Here is a 15,508-nt window from a genome sequence, read left to right as displayed (position 1 = left end):
TTTAAAAATGTCTATTATACAAAATATGTTTCAATTTGAATTTATGCGTAATGCGTTTATGGCCGGTTTTATAATATCTCTTTTATGTCCCTGTATAGGACTTTTTCTTGTGTTAAAGAGATATTCAATGATAGGGGATACACTTTCCCACTCTTCCTTTGCAGGCGTTGCAATTGGGCTAGTATTTGGATTCAATCCTCTTTTAACAGCATTTTTATTTACTACTATTTGTGCATTACTTATAGAATTATTAAGAAATTATTATAAAAAATATGCAGAATTATCTATGTCTATTATACTTACCTTTAGTTTAGGATTAGCACTAATATTAGTTAGTAGTGGTAAGTCTAGTACAACAGTTAATTCTTTTTTATTCGGAAGTATATTAACAGTTTCAAAAACTGATTTAACCATAATAGCTTTAGTTTCTCTACTTTGTTTTATAGGTATATTCTCATTATATGATAAATTAGTTTATACTACCTTTGATGAAGAAGGTGCTAAGGTTTCTGGAATAAATACAAAACTTATAAATTATATTTTTACAATCATAGTAGGAGCTACTATTTCTGTTTCAATTAGAGTTATGGGAATACTGGTTATTTCATCAATAATTGTTATACCAGCAGCTACTGCCATGCAGTTTAAAAAAGGATTTACTAAATCCCTTATTATTTCAATGATAATAGGAGTTATAGATGTCTTAAGCGGTTTACTTCTAGCTTCTCTATTTGATTTAGCTCCAGGAGGAACTATAGCTTTAACTTCAGTAATAGTACTTATATTATCATTAATTTTAAATAGAAAAAAATTATAATACCAATATAGATTCTTCGTATAAAGAAATTAATAATAAAACGTACAAACAATATGGAGAGAATATCTAGATGAGCTTTAGAATTTAATTATTACGGAGAAGATATTACGTTAAGAAGCTGAAACTGTTAACTTCTTAGGAATACAATCTCACAAAGTTCGATTACATAAGTTCAAGAATCCAAATTAAAAATTTGGACTTTCACTTAAGTTTTATAGCTTAGTAATATCTTTGGAGTAATAATTATAAATTCTTAGCAAAGTGTAGTAATTCTCGAAATATGTTTGTACGTTTTATTAATTTTTTATAAACCATATTATTTTTAAAACAGAGTCGTAAATATATAACTTGAATTTATATACTTATACATTCCTTTTCATTTTCATCCCTATATACTTTAAAAAGTTTATTTTTCTTATATAAGTATCTATATATTGCATATACTACTATCCCTTTTAAAGCTCCTGTTATACTTATGGCCCACCAAATACCTTCTAATCCTAAAAACTCAGGTTTACACATAATATAAGCCATTGGTATTCTTGCTCCTGTTAATAATATACTTATTATTGATGGTATATAAGTTCTTCCTAATCCATTAAATGCTCCTGTTGTGGTTATTTCTACACAAACAAGAATCTGACAATAGCCAAGTATTCTTAAATAAACTGTTCCTTGCTCTATAGCTTGTGCCTCTGGTATAAATATCCTAAATATCTCTTCTCCAAATATAATTAATACTAATGAAGCAAATACTCCTACTATAAGAGAAATTATCATAGTTATATTAAATCCCTTTACTATTCTCTTTAGCTTTCCTGCTCCATAATTTTGTCCTACAAATGTACTTAAGGCAGTAGATATTCCACCTGCTGTCATCCATGCAATGGCTTCAACCTGTGAACCTACCTTTTGAACAGCTATAGGAACAGGGCCAAATACTGCAACTATTTTCCCTATAAACATTGAAAAAACAGTAAATAATCCACTCTGAAGTGCTGCAGGTAATCCAATATGGAATAAAGTTTTCATACAATTTATTTTAATTCCACTAAAAATATTTACTTTTAAGTATTCAGCCTTACTTTTTATCATTATATATAAAAATGTAACTGTAACTATAACCTGAGCTAAAACTGTAGCCAAGGCAGCTCCTAGTACACCCATCTCTGGGAATATTCCTATACCAAATATTAATATTGGATCAAAAACTATGTTAAAAATTAATCCTATAGTATTAGCTATAAAAGGCGTTCTACTATCTCCTGAACCAGTAAATACCGCTGTAAACACTGGATTTAAAAAGTTAAATATCATTCCTAAAGCAACTGCAATTAAATATGTCTCAGCCATTTTTATAACTTCAGCATTACCTAAGTCAAAAAATCCTATTAACTGACTATTAAATAAAAGTAATATTATTGAATAAATAATAGCTAGTATAATATTTATTTGAAAAGCACTTTTTATATAATCCTTTGTACTATCTATATCATTTCTTCCTAGGCTCTGTGCTACTTTTATCTCAGCTCCCACCTTAGAAATCATTACAAAGGCCATACCAAGCCAAGGAAAGAATCCTGCTGTTCCAACAGCTGCCACTGCATTACTTCCTATTCTACCAACCCATATCATATCTGCCATGTTATAAGCCATTTGTATAAAAGAGGTAGCCATAATAGGTATGGAAAGTTTTATAAGGTTGCTTGTTATTTTTCCTTCGGTTAAATCAATTCTCTTGTCCATTTTTCCCCCTGTGTATCTTAAAAAATTATTCTCACACATTATAATTCATATTTTATATAAGCTAAATATATAAAATTATTTTATATATAATAATTTAAATTTATATTTTTAACCTTAATTTATTGTAAATTAATTTAAGTTTTAGATATGATAACATATCTAAAACCTAAATATACATTTGTATTTTAAATAATATATTACATCTATATATTTATAAAGGAACAAAATTTTCCTTTTAAATAGCTTTAAAATCTTTAAATTTTATTGCTATTAATCTCTTTATATTACTGTAACTTGATCAACAAACATAAAGGTAGGCCCTTCTCCAGGCATTATACTCCAAGCTGGACATACTTCTTCGTTCTTTGCAAATATTTTAATATACCTAGTCTTAATTTCTCTTTGTGATGTAATATCCTTTTTTCCTACTTCTTCTCTTTTTTCATTCTTATCCTTTTCTTCCCTTGTTAATAAGGTAAACTCTTCTCCATCTATCGAAGAATAAAACTCTACAAACTTAGGATAGTAAATCCAAGCCCTTGTATCTTGTAAAAATCCAACCATTATTTCTTTTATTTCTTTTACTTTCCCTAAGTCAACTATTACTTCCATATCTTCTGTATACCCAAGCCATTTCCCATCAGTATAATGTAAACTTCCCTTTTCACCATCTATTAAATCATAAACTCCTCTTTTATTGTACATATAGTGGTCTGTAGGCTTAGTTAACCCTTTAATATGAGCTATTGGCAAAGTTACATATATTCTACTTTCCACAGTATTACTAGGCTTGTATCCTTCTTTAAAAACCTTAGCTTTTATAAAAGCTCTATCATTAACAACTATGGGCTCTTTATATAACAAGGATTTCTCATTTGGCTCACTTCCATCTAATGTATATCTAATCTCTCCCTTTTTATCTCTTTTTCCTAAAAGAATTTCTTGAGAAAATGGTTTATTCATAAGTAAAGTATCTATATTTATAATTGGTCTAAAGGCTCTAAGTTTAACCTTACTACTTTTCTTATACCTTTTATATTCTGGTACATATCCATCTATCTCTTCTTTATTTTTTAAATATTCATAAGTAAAGAACTCTTTTTCCTTAGGCCTTTGACAAATAGTATTTAAATCTAAAACTATTTCTCTCTCATCTGGGATTATTAATATCTTAGATTCCTCATCTACTGAAAATTCTCCCTTAATTAAGGAGATTTTATATTTAAAATCATTGTGTTTACATAAAATCGTATTTAAATTTAATTCCTGAAGAACAGGTAAGGTATTTATACAAAGCATACATTCTTTAGAATCTTTCACATTAAATTTAATACTTATCTTATCTTCATAGCAAAGTATTTTTATGCTTTCCTCATGATTTAAATTCCATGTTATTTCGCATTTATCCTCATTAATCCCTTTAAAGTCTATGGTATCTCCTTTAATTTTTTCATATACACCAAGTCTTTTTAATTTAACAAAGCTTATTTCTGGTCTTTCATCTATTTCATTTTTCCAGTAATGAGGTCTCATTAAAGGCAATGCATCAAATACACTTTCATTGCTATTTAAATAATTATCATAATATCTTGATTTATAATTTTCATTAAATAAATGAATATCTCTTATACTTAAAATATTATTTTCAAATAAAAAACTACTTCTATAAAACCTACTGTTATACCATAAAGTTTTCATATTATAAGTGTTCCAATCTTTTTTAGCACCAAAGGTAGTAGGTGGAGTTAATCTATATTTCTTCTTATACCAAAGTGCACTTTCAGCTAAAGTTTCAACTCTAAGCTTCTTCTCCTTTTCCAAATTGAATATATGTTCTATTTGAACTTCATATCCCTTATACATGGTATTCCATAAAAATGTATTTTCCTGTCCTACCTGAGCGTAAGAAAATCCTAAGGTTTCCTCTTCATTTAAACACTCAAAAAACCAATGAACCCATTCCTTATTTTGTCCAATTATCCATGCTGGCTCTAAAGTATGGACTCCTTTTAATTCTGGACGTAATCCCTCTTCAAAGTTATAAATTGGATCTGGTCCTAAAAGCCTAAATAAAGGTAAATCCAATTGCATTTCTTCCCTTTGGGCTGGAATATATTCATTTAACTTACTTGGATAATAGGCTTGATTAAAATATCCTCCCCAAAGAGTAAATCCATCAGTTCCAATCTGATCTCTACAAATAGCCCCTCCTATTACTCCATACTTCTCCTTTAAATAAGTTAGAGTTCTTATATCTATAACCCAAGAACCAACAGTCTTAGGATAGTATCCAAATATCTCCTTAAAATCATCCATGTAAACATCAGCCATTTTAAATCTATCCTCAGGACTGTATCCCAGTGAATATCCCTTATCAACATGATCATCAATAGGAGTTTCACCCTTCCATTTAACTCCTGCCTTCTTTGATAATTCCTCAGTTATTTCCCACCAAGCTCCAACCTCGTCATATTCATCTATGGATTCTTTTATAATGTTTACAAATCTTTCATCCATTAAAGCATCATGTTTAAGTGCATAGGTTGCAGGAAACCCATATTGTTTTATCAACTCAATTTCTTGAACTACTGTCTGAAAATCATCTTCAACAAATTCTCCACTTGGATATACTGTTTTTCTTATAAAATTATATATATTTACTATAGTAATATTATTTTTCTTTTTTTTCTCAAACTTTATCATATAATCCCCTCCTTTTTAACCCCATTTTAAGTAATATAAATACTTTAAACAATGAATAAATTTCAGTTTTTATTAAGATTTTCTTTATATTTTCTTTTTTGTGAATTTATACAATTTAATAAAAAAGCTATAAAATAATGAATATTTTTATTCACTACTTCATAGCTTATAGTTTTATTAATTAATCTAGTATTAATTATAAATATAATAATACATAAAATATCAAAATTATAAATATTGATATACTTATAATTTTGAAGTAAATATTCTATTTTAAAATTATTTTTTCTTATTATTTATACACTCTTCACATATACCCTTTAAAGTAAGATTATGTTCTTTAACCTTAAATCCTGTTTGATTTCTTAAAAGCTCCTCAATCTGTTGCATAGGACATGGAACTTCTATTTCTTTATGACATAAATCACATTCTAAAATATGTTTATGAATATTTCTATTCTTTAATTTATAAGAACTTTTTCCATCTCCTAATTCAAACTTATCCACTAAATCCTTCTCTAAAAATACTTCTAGAGTTCTATAAACAGTAGATAAATTTATCTCTTTACATTTACTATATATATAATCGGCAGTAATACTTCTATCACTTTCCTTTAATAAATCATATATTAATAACCTAGCTTTGGTAACTTTCACACCATTAGCTTTAAATATTTCTTTTACTTCCATAACAATCTCCTAAACAAATATTTAAATCATTAATATAAATTATATCACATAAAAAAACTTGTATAAAATATATTTCTAAATTGCAATATTAAACTTATTTACTCTTAGTTATAATATAAAAATTAATTATAAATTAAAATACAAAAGGATATATTGAAATTGCATAGTTGCAACTATAATATATCCTTTTTACAATTTAATTTTTCAATAAAAATTGTTCATACATATTATCTAACACAAAGCCAAGATAAAAAGTAATTGTATCTAAAAAACTGACTTTTTATAAGTACATTTTAACATATTCCTAATAAACCTAATATTATACCTAAAAACATAACACCAAACATTACCATGTTTATGTTAACTTTTTTACGTAAAAGATAGAATGCAAGTAAAGTTACACATAATGGAACTATACCAATGAATAACTGATTCAAATATTCTTGAATCATAATAGGCTTATCGCTTCCTTCTACAGCAACTTGAAGTATAGTTTTGAACTTAACATTTGATGCAGTCATAGAACCCATCATAATAAGACCAAGTATACTTGAAGCTTTAGTTAATATTTTCATACCGCCACTTTCATACAATTTTTGTATAAAGTTTGCACCCACTGAATATCCACTATAAAGTGCATAATAATGTATTAAAAATGCTGGAATATTATATAATAATAAAAATACTATTGCCCCTAAAGGTGAACCTGTACTAGCTAATGATATACCTATACCTGCTGCAACAACTCTTAAAATACCCCAGAAAAAGGAATCTCCTATTCCTGAAAGCGGTCCCATTAATGAGGCCTTTACAGCAGTAATTGAACTTGAATCAAAGTTTTCATCTTCACTATTTTGACGTTCCATAGCAGATACAAGTCCCATAATGAAATTGTTTAAATGCATAGTAGCATTAAACCAAGTAGTATGACGAACTAAAGCTTCTGATCTTTCCTCTTTAGTTTTATAAAATCTATTTATTACAGGTAAAAGAGTATATATAACCCCTACTGCATGATATTGTGTAGCACCAGTACGGCTAGCATTCATAGTCCAAGAACGCCAGAATACTGAACGTAACATTTTTTTATCTTCAATTGATAAGTTTTCTTTCATTTTCATTACGCAAAAAATTCCTCCTCTTCATCTTCTTTGGTCATCTGTCCAGATCCTTTTGGACCTGCAAGTACAAGATTTGAAATCTGTAAATCTCTCTGTGAAGTTACAACACATATTACAACTCCTATTACTGCTACAGCAACAGCTGGCAGTTTTAAGTAAGCTGTAAGAATAAATCCAAGTAAATAAAATACTGCTAATTTATTATCCCAAAGTAATTTCATTAACATTGCAAAACCAACTGCTGGTAAAAGTCCACCAGCGGCACTTAATCCATTCATTAGTTTAGCAGGTATATTTTCTACTAGTGCATTTACAGGACCACTTCCAAGTAATACTCCTAAGAAAGATATAGCTGATATTATAAGATAATATAATACCCATGTACCATAATGAAGTGCTACTATTTTCTTTTGATTGTTTTCTCTAGCAGCATCATCTAAAGCAGGTGCAAAAACATTCATTAAAACGTTTTTTAAGAACATAACAACAAAAGCTGCTAACATACCAATAGGTATAGCTAGTGTAATCGCTGCTTTTGTTTCAACATGAGAAATAATTGCAAAAGTTGTTGCTAAGGTAGTTGCAGTAACTGGTTCTGCTGCTATAACCCCACCTATATTAACATTTCCTAGGAATACGGCTTCTAGAGCTGCTCCCATTAAAATACCTGTTTTCATATCTCCCATTAATATACCAGTTACAAGACCTACTACTAAAGGACGTTCCATCATACTTTGTCCTGTTAAGTAGTTACCAGCAAAACAGATAAATACACTTAGTGCTGCCATTAAAGCATGCATTAACATATTTTTTACCCCCTAAAAATATTTAGTTTTTTAATATTTAATTCTAAAAACTCTTTATTTAACTTTATTTTCTCTAAAAAATTCAATGTAAATCGATTTATAAGCTATTCTAAAATTTTAATTTAAACTAAATCTAGTTTATCTAATCAAATATTATATTAAAATTGTGCTAAAGCTTTCTTTAAATCAAGCTGTGGATTTGATGGTAATACTTGATTATAAGATTTAACATTAGTTAGCTCTGATAATTCCTTAGCAGCTTTTAATTCATCTGGATTTAATTGAACACTTGAAAATACCATTACTTTGTCTTTTGGATTAGATTTGTCAAAACGCCCTGCATTAGCAACGTTTACAGATTCTATATCACTAACTTCTTTAGCAATTTTTGTAGCATCTGATACACTGTTTACTATAACAAACATTCTTTTATCCTTACCACGAGGATCATTGAAAACTTTTATAGCATCATCAACTGAACGAATAAGAAGTTTCATTCCATTTGGTACAGCCATTTTTAAAGTCATTTGCATAACTTCATTTTTTGCTGCCTCATCATTTGCTACTACTAAAAGTGGTGCATTTAGCTCCTTTGTCCATACTACTGCTACTTGTCCATGTATTAAACGGTCATCTACACGTATTTGAGTTATCATAATTTTTTCCTCCTAAAATTTAAACATAATATTTTTATTTTTTCTTTTTAAAACGATTACTATTAGTCTAAAAATTTTTGTTGTTTCATATAAATATAATTAATCGTTTTCTTAAAGAGTATTATTAGATATTGGTTTTTAATTTCTTAATATCTAAAAAAAGTCATCCTCATCATCATTAGATAACTTTGTTGAAACAAGAGTTACTTGAGCTTCATCTATAGCATTTTTTATAGACTCCTCTGTTAACTCATCTTCAACTGAAAATAATATTGATAATACTATTGCTAAATTAGCATTAGAAATTATAAAAATATTTTCTTTTTTAGCAGTTGCAACTTGTGTTACTGCTTTTTGATTAACACTACCACCGAATAAATCAGTAAATATTATACCTTGCTCATTCTCCCCAATGCTCTCTATAAAATTTATAATTTGTGGAGTGTAATCTTCATCAGTGATATATGCATTTATAACTTCTACATCATCACCTTTATCTGCAAGTATATTTAAGGAACTTTGAATTCCCCCTGCCAACTTACCATGGCTTGCTATTAAGATTTTTTTGTTCATAAAAATTTCACCTCTCGTTTACTAATTATATCACCACTTGAACAAAAATCAACCAAAAAATGAATAAAATAGAAATATTTTTTGAATCACTCTTAATTTTTCTTAATAGTTTTTTGATAATATTTTTAATAAGTTACTCAATTTTTAAATAAAACTCCATTTATTTTTTTTAATTAAAATATAAATTATTTATTTAAAAAATTTAATAATTCCTTATATTTTTAAAATTTTTCAAATAAATACGAATCATTTTCAGATTTAATCTAAATTAAAATTTTATTTTTCCTATTTGACAAGAAATATTAAAGTAGTGTATATTATGAAATAGAGTACGTTATTAAGTTTAATAGTATAGCACATTTATCCTTTTATATATAAATGTGCATAATAAAAGGAGAGATTTTTCAAATGAATTGTATTATAGCTCAATCTGGTGGACCTACTTCAGTAATAAATGCTAGTGTTTATGGTCTAGTTAAAGCAAATAAAAAACTTAATTTATATGAGAATGTTTATGGTGGATTAAATGGAATAGAAGGTATATTAAATAAAACTATAATAAACCTTTCAGAACTTGATGATCTTCAATTAGAAAGATTTAAAAATTCACCTGCTTCTGGTTTAGGTTCTTGTAGATATAAATTAAAACCTCTTAGCGAAAGTGAAGATGAATATTTAAAACTTTTAGATATTTTAAATTCCCTTAATGTAAAAGCTTTCTTTTATGTAGGTGGAAATGACTCAATGGATACTACTGCTAAATTAAATGCTTTTGCGAAAGCTAAAAATATAGATATAAAATTCTTTGGAATCCCTAAAACAATAGATAATGATTTAATGCACACAGATCATACTCCTGGCTTTGGTAGTGCTGCCAAATTCATATCTACAGCAGTTTTAGAAACTTATTTAGACTCAAAAGTTTATACCAATAATGGAATTTTCATAGTTGAAACTATGGGAAGAGATACAGGTTGGTTAGCTGCTGCTGGAGCTTTAGCAACTATAAATGGAACTAAGTGTGCTGATTTAGTATATTTACCTGAAAGAGCATTTTCAGTACAAAGCTTTTTAACTGATGTCGCTAGAATATTTAAAGAAAAAAAACATGTATATATAGTAGCTTCTGAAGGATTAAAAGATGAAAATGGAAAGTTTCTTACTGAAACTGCATCAAATGATGATTCATTTGGACATGCTCAATTAGGTGGTGTAGGTGCTTACTTAAAGAACCTAATAATCCAAGCTAGTATAACAAATAGAGTTAAATCTCTAGAACTTAATACTCTACAAAGATGTTCTATGCATGCTTCATCTAAAATAGATGTAAATGAAGCTGTTATGGTAGGACAAGCTGCCTTAGAAGCTTCTGTTAATTCAGAAGGTGGCTATATGGTTGCTATAAGAAGAGAATCTTCATTTCCATATAAGAGTTCTACTTTTTTAATTGAAGCTGATAAAATAGCTAATAATATAAAATATTTCCCAAGTGAATGGATAAATGAAGAAGGTAACAATATAACTGAAGAAGGTTTAGCATACCTTAAACCATTAATTAGCGATTTCGAGGATAGAGATTCTCTTCCTCTTTATCATAGTTTTGTTTTATAGATATTATTTTACTCAATTACCCACATTTAATAAAAGACATGCATAAAATGCATGTCTTTTATTCTTCTTTAAGAACATCTTTTAGGGTATTATATGCAAAATCTATTATTTCTGCACAACTTACCTTACTTTTCTTTAAATCTAAACAAATTTCTGAATTAAACTCTGCTCTTATTCTATTTAAAAGTTCTTTTGAATAAGCTCTAGCTTCATTCTTCTCCTCATTACTCTCTCTTCCTTTTATGAAACCAATAGCTAGAACAGCTCCATTTACAGCTCCACATAAACTTCCAACAGCCATGCCTGTTCCCATACCACTTCCTAAGGCTACTGGTATGTCCTTATTAAATTCTTCATTATAAGATTTTATAATAGCCTCTGCACAAGTATATCCTTCCTTATGATATTCTGATGGATTTTTCATATTTTTCTCCTTCTTTCTAAAATATCTCCTGCATATTTCACAAAAGATAAGTATTTATAATGTTTTGCAACCTATTAAATTAAACTAGTAAAAGAACTTCTAAATAGAATATTTAACTTTTATTTTTTAATTTAATATAACATTAATTACATAATTTATAATATCAAAAATTTCTTTTTATTTCTGTGATTTTAAATAAAAAAATTCTAAATAAATTCTTATATATTAAAAATTAAGAATTTATTTAGAATGAGATTCACAATCTAAAATCTTTTCGTTTTACTATTTCTAATGTATTTAAAAATTCCTCTATTTCTTCTTTAGTATTATATAATCCTAAACTTGCTCTTAACATTCCTGGTCTAGGCTTATTGCTATAAGCATATTTTGAAAATTCTTCATCCTTAAGGTTTAAAAGTCTCCTAACATAAGGATGAGCACAAAAAGTACCATTTCTAATAGATATTCCCCTAAGATTAGATAATCCCTCTGATATTACATCATGGTGAATATCCTTAACATTAAATACCACTACTCCTATTCTATTTTTATAATTAGAATCTCCATATGTTATTATATCTGGCATACGTTCTAATCCATCTAACAAAGTTTTTTTCAGGTTTTCCTCTAGTAATTCTATTTTATCAAAACCTATAGATTTTATTACTTTAATAGATGATAAAAGTGAACAAACTCCTATTATATTAGGTGTTCCTGCTTCAAAACGCTCTGGTTCACTATCTAAAAACACCTTATTATCTGAAACTAGGTCCACTGCTCCTCCACCTTTTAATAATGGATCTTTATCTTTTATAAGCTCTTTTAATGCAATAATTACACCTGTTCCAAAGGGAGCATACATTTTATGAGCTGAAAAAACTAGAAAATCTATGTGATCATTATTTCCTGTTCCCCCTATATTTATTGGTTTATGAGCAACTAACTGAGCGGCATCTACTATTATTTTAATTCCATTATTATGGGCTATTTTTGCTATTTCATTTATTTGATTTAAGTATCCTGTTACATTAGAGGCACCTGTTATTGTTAGATATTTTACTTTTCCTTTGTGTTTTTTAATTGCTTCCTCTATCTTTTCTTTTCTTAATAGTCCTAGTTCATCAACTTCAACATATAAAATATTGCTATTCTCCCTCCAAGGCAAGTCATTTGCATGATGCTCCATTCTAGTGCTTAGGACATAATCTTTTTTATTTCCTAAGGAATGTGCTAAAAGATTCAAACCTTCAGTGGCATTTTTAACATATATTACAGTATAGTCATCTGTATTCTTAACATTAAAAAACTCTAAAATCTTTTTTCTTGAGTTTTCATAAAATTCATTACAAAATTTTGCTTTGTACCCTTTTCCTCTCCCAATAGAACTATATACATGCAACATGTCACTAACACAATTTAATCCTTCTTTTAAAGCAGGTGTAGTAGCTGCATTGTCAAGATTAATTGGTACTATCTTTTTTCCATTATAAATAGTTATTTCTTCATCAATACCTATAAATAAATCTCTAAAATTATTCATAACACATCACTCCATTGATATATAGTATTCTAAAAGTTTGAATTAGGTTCTTAAAACATAGGCATTTTATTAAATCCTTTCTAAGTAAACATTTAATTTGATGAAATTCTCCATTATTAGTATAATTGTATTTGATTAATACTATAAATTCGATGATAGGAGTTTTAAAATGATTATTTTAAGCTGTAGACACTTAACTAAAAGTTTTGGTATTGATGAGATTTTAAGAGATGTAACATTTAATATAAATGAAGGTGACAAGGTTGGTTTAATAGGACCAAATGGAGAAGGTAAATCAACCTTATTTAAAATTCTTACCAAGCAACTAGATTATGATAGCGGTGAATTATTTTTAGATAAAAACAAAACACTAGGATATCTCTCTCAGAATTTATCTTTAGATAGTGAAAATACTATTTATGATGAGATGCTTTCTGTATTCTCATCTTTAACGGAACTTGAAGATAAAATTAAAACCTTAGAAGAAAAACTTAATGAACCTTATGATGCTTCAAATGAAGAATATCATAATAAACTTATAAAAGATTATACCCTTTCTCAAGAACTTTATGAAAATAGAGGTGGTTATACTTTTAGGGGAGAAATTTCTAGAGTTCTTAAAGGATTAGGTTTTCTAGAAGAAGATTTTAATAATCAAATTATAAACCTTAGTGGAGGTCAAAAAACTAGATTAGCACTTTGTAAGCTACTTTTAAGAAAACCAGACTTACTTCTTTTAGATGAGCCTACAAACCACTTAGATTTAGAAGCTATAGAATGGCTTGAAGAATATCTTAACGGTTATAAGGGAACAGTCTTTGTTATTTCCCATGATAGATTTTTCTTAGACTCTGTAACAAATACAACTTTTGAACTTATTGGTGGAAAGATACATTGTTATAATGCAAGCTACACTAAATTCCTTGAACTTAGAAAAAAAGATATTGAAGCTAGATTAAAAGCTTATAACTTGCAACAAGCAGAAATAAAAAGACAAGAGGAAATTATAGAAAAGTTCCGTTCATTTAATAGAGAAAAAAGTGTTAGAGCTGCTGAAAGTAGACAAAAAGCTTTAGATAAAATGGATCGTCTAGAGGCACCAGAGGTTATAAAAGAAGCCTCTAAAATAAGCTTTGAAACCTTAGTTAAAAGCGGAAATGATGTTTTACATATTGAAAACCTAAAAAAGAGCTACGATAGTCTCTTATTTGAAAATGTAAATTTAGATTTAAAACGTGGAGAAAAGGTTGCCCTAATAGGTGAAAATGGTAGAGGTAAGACTACTCTATTTAAAATAATAATGGGAATGTTAAAACAGGATTCTGGTTCTGTATCCCTTGGTAAAAATGTATTTACAGGATATTATGATCAAGAACAATCTAATTTAAATCTTGATAAAACTATAATAGATGAAGTTTGGGATGACTTCCCTAATCTTACTACTACTGAGGTTAGAAATTATCTTGCTTCTTTCCTATTTACTGGTGATGATGTATTTAAAGAAATTTCTTTATTAAGTGGTGGTGAAAAGTGTAAGATAAACCTTTTAAAACTTATGCTTTCAAAGGCCAATCTTCTTCTTTTAGATGAGCCTACAAATCATTTAGATATTATGTCTAGAGAAGCTTTAGAAGATGCAATTTTAAGTTATGATGGAACTTTAATAGTAATTTCCCATGATAGATACTTCCTAAATAAAGTAATCAACAAAATTGTTGAACTTCAAGAAAATGGTCTTAAAACATACTTAGGAAATTACAATTATTATATGGATAAGAAAGCTAATCCTAATAGATATGAAGATATTGATGAGGAAATAAACCAAGGTAAAACAAAAACACAAATAAAAGAAGAAAGAAAAAAGAAAAAATCAGCTGAAAAATCAGCTAGAGCTTTAAGAGCTCAACTTAGAGATGTTGAAAAATTAATTCCTCAAAAAGAAGAAGAACTTGAAAAACTTCAAGAAATGCTTTGTAATGAAGAGGTTTATTCAAATCCAGAAGAAAGTGTAAGAGTAAATAAAGAAATTAATTCTGTTCAAGAAGAAATAGATTCCCTTTATGCTACTTGGGAAGAACTTTCTGAATCTCTAGAAGACTAATTCTATTCTAACACTCAAAAAAGAAACTGTATGGAAACTTATTTATAAAAATTTTCCATACAGTTTCTTTTAAATTAAACTTAAATAAAAAGAATGTATTAAAATAAAATTTTTAAAGCTAATTATAATACATTCTCCCTTTATTTATCTATTTTGTTCCTGTAGTACCAAATCCACCACGATCTTTATTTCCAAAGGATTCAACCTCTTCAAACTGGATTTCTGGCATAACTTCCATAATTCTAAATTGACCTATTTTATCCCCTTTTCTTATCCAAGTTCCTTTAACTTCTTTCCCATTCTCACTTTCAATGTCTTTTCCCTGTAAGCAATAAACTGGCATATGCCACTGATCATTATCTCCTATATATGTATCATCTACAACGCCAACACTATTAGTTTGTATAATTCCCCAAGTTTTAAAAGTTGAACTTCTAGGCGCTAAATGCCCTTCCCACCCTTCTGGAAGTTCTAAAGCGAAGCCTAAAGGTATCATTGCTCTATCTCCACATTTAACAAATACATCCTTATTAGCATATACATCTATCCAATTACCCTTTGTTATTTTTTTTAATTTAGTTGCTTTATCAAAATATTTAATTCTAATTATCATATCAAATTCCTTTCTTTTGTTTAATTTATATAAATTTTTAGAAATTAAACTATAGCTATTATATAATTTTATTTCTAAAAATTAAAGCCCACAGAATATTCTGTGAG

General features: G+C 27.9%; 13 protein-coding genes. 3 read left to right on the top strand and 10 right to left on the bottom strand.

The window, feature by feature from the left end:
* Positions 1 to 7: 7 nt before the first annotated feature.
* Positions 8 to 817 carry a metal ABC transporter permease gene (locus tag ACYUCG_RS05200; protein WP_003454588.1) on the top strand — a complete coding sequence of 270 codons (810 nt, stop codon included), beginning with the start codon at positions 8 to 10 and terminating at the stop codon, positions 815 to 817.
* A gap of 354 nt (positions 818 to 1,171) precedes the next feature.
* Here the strand turns inward: ACYUCG_RS05200 and ACYUCG_RS05195 are convergent, their stop codons facing one another.
* The 7 genes from ACYUCG_RS05195 to ACYUCG_RS05165 all read right to left on the bottom strand — a co-directional run bounded on the left by ACYUCG_RS05195 (position 1,172) and on the right by ACYUCG_RS05165 (position 9,112).
* Positions 1,172 to 2,563 carry an MATE family efflux transporter gene (locus ACYUCG_RS05195; RefSeq protein ID WP_283677765.1) on the bottom strand — a complete coding sequence of 464 codons (1,392 nt, stop codon included), beginning with the start codon at positions 2,561 to 2,563 and terminating at the stop codon, positions 1,172 to 1,174.
* 279 nt (positions 2,564 to 2,842) lie between these two features.
* A complete protein-coding gene (locus ACYUCG_RS05190; RefSeq protein WP_460268241.1) occupies positions 2,843 to 5,266 on the bottom strand; it encodes an FN3 associated domain-containing protein in 2,424 nt (807 codons plus the stop codon).
* Between the two features lie 279 nt (positions 5,267 to 5,545).
* Positions 5,546 to 5,956, bottom strand: a complete 411-nt coding sequence (locus ACYUCG_RS05185) for a Fur family transcriptional regulator (protein ID WP_060796441.1) — start codon at positions 5,954 to 5,956, stop codon at positions 5,546 to 5,548.
* Positions 5,957 to 6,249: 293 nt separating this feature from the next.
* A complete protein-coding gene (locus ACYUCG_RS05180; protein WP_003457176.1) occupies positions 6,250 to 7,077 on the bottom strand; it encodes a PTS system mannose/fructose/sorbose family transporter subunit IID in 828 nt (275 codons plus the stop codon).
* The gene (locus ACYUCG_RS05175; protein ID WP_060796442.1) at positions 7,077 to 7,883 is read right to left on the bottom strand and encodes a PTS mannose/fructose/sorbose/N-acetylgalactosamine transporter subunit IIC; all 807 of its coding nucleotides are present in this window, start codon (positions 7,881 to 7,883) and stop codon (positions 7,077 to 7,079) included. Before ACYUCG_RS05175 ends, ACYUCG_RS05180 begins: the two co-directional genes overlap by 1 nt.
* A 158-nt stretch (positions 7,884 to 8,041) precedes the next feature.
* On the bottom strand, positions 8,042 to 8,539 hold the full coding sequence (locus ACYUCG_RS05170; RefSeq protein WP_060796443.1) for a PTS system mannose/fructose/N-acetylgalactosamine-transporter subunit IIB: 498 nt from the start codon (positions 8,537 to 8,539) through the stop codon (positions 8,042 to 8,044).
* Positions 8,540 to 8,692: 153 nt separating this feature from the next.
* The gene (locus ACYUCG_RS05165; RefSeq protein WP_139933552.1) at positions 8,693 to 9,112 is read right to left on the bottom strand and encodes a PTS sugar transporter subunit IIA; all 420 of its coding nucleotides are present in this window, start codon (positions 9,110 to 9,112) and stop codon (positions 8,693 to 8,695) included.
* Positions 9,113 to 9,520: 408 nt separating this feature from the next.
* On the opposite strand from ACYUCG_RS05165, the gene ACYUCG_RS05160 reads away from it, so the two are divergent.
* A complete protein-coding gene (locus ACYUCG_RS05160; RefSeq protein ID WP_139933553.1) occupies positions 9,521 to 10,723 on the top strand; it encodes a 6-phosphofructokinase in 1,203 nt (400 codons plus the stop codon).
* A gap of 58 nt (positions 10,724 to 10,781) precedes the next feature.
* Here the strand turns inward: ACYUCG_RS05160 and ACYUCG_RS05155 are convergent, their stop codons facing one another.
* Together ACYUCG_RS05155 and ACYUCG_RS05150 are read right to left on the bottom strand one after the other, a co-directional pair.
* Positions 10,782 to 11,147, bottom strand: coding sequence for a C-GCAxxG-C-C family protein (locus tag ACYUCG_RS05155; protein ID WP_460268240.1), 366 nt, complete (start codon positions 11,145 to 11,147; stop codon positions 10,782 to 10,784).
* Between the two features lie 256 nt (positions 11,148 to 11,403).
* Complete coding sequence (locus tag ACYUCG_RS05150; protein ID WP_460268238.1) at positions 11,404 to 12,687, bottom strand: aminotransferase class V-fold PLP-dependent enzyme; 1,284 nt, start codon at positions 12,685 to 12,687, stop codon at positions 11,404 to 11,406.
* 169 nt (positions 12,688 to 12,856) lie between these two features.
* On the opposite strand from ACYUCG_RS05150, the gene ACYUCG_RS05145 reads away from it, so the two are divergent.
* On the top strand, positions 12,857 to 14,788 hold the full coding sequence (locus ACYUCG_RS05145) for an ABC-F family ATP-binding cassette domain-containing protein (protein WP_283677767.1): 1,932 nt from the start codon (positions 12,857 to 12,859) through the stop codon (positions 14,786 to 14,788).
* 148 nt (positions 14,789 to 14,936) lie between these two features.
* On the opposite strand, the gene ACYUCG_RS05140 is transcribed toward ACYUCG_RS05145, so the two are convergent.
* Entirely contained in the window at positions 14,937 to 15,401 is a 465-nt protein-coding gene (locus ACYUCG_RS05140) for a dUTP diphosphatase (protein ID WP_060796449.1), read from the bottom strand.
* Positions 15,402 to 15,508: the final 107 nt, after the last annotated feature.

This window comes from Clostridium sp. CTA-17 (genome assembly GCF_054767895.1).
This window is presented reverse-complemented; position numbering and strand designations above follow the sequence as displayed.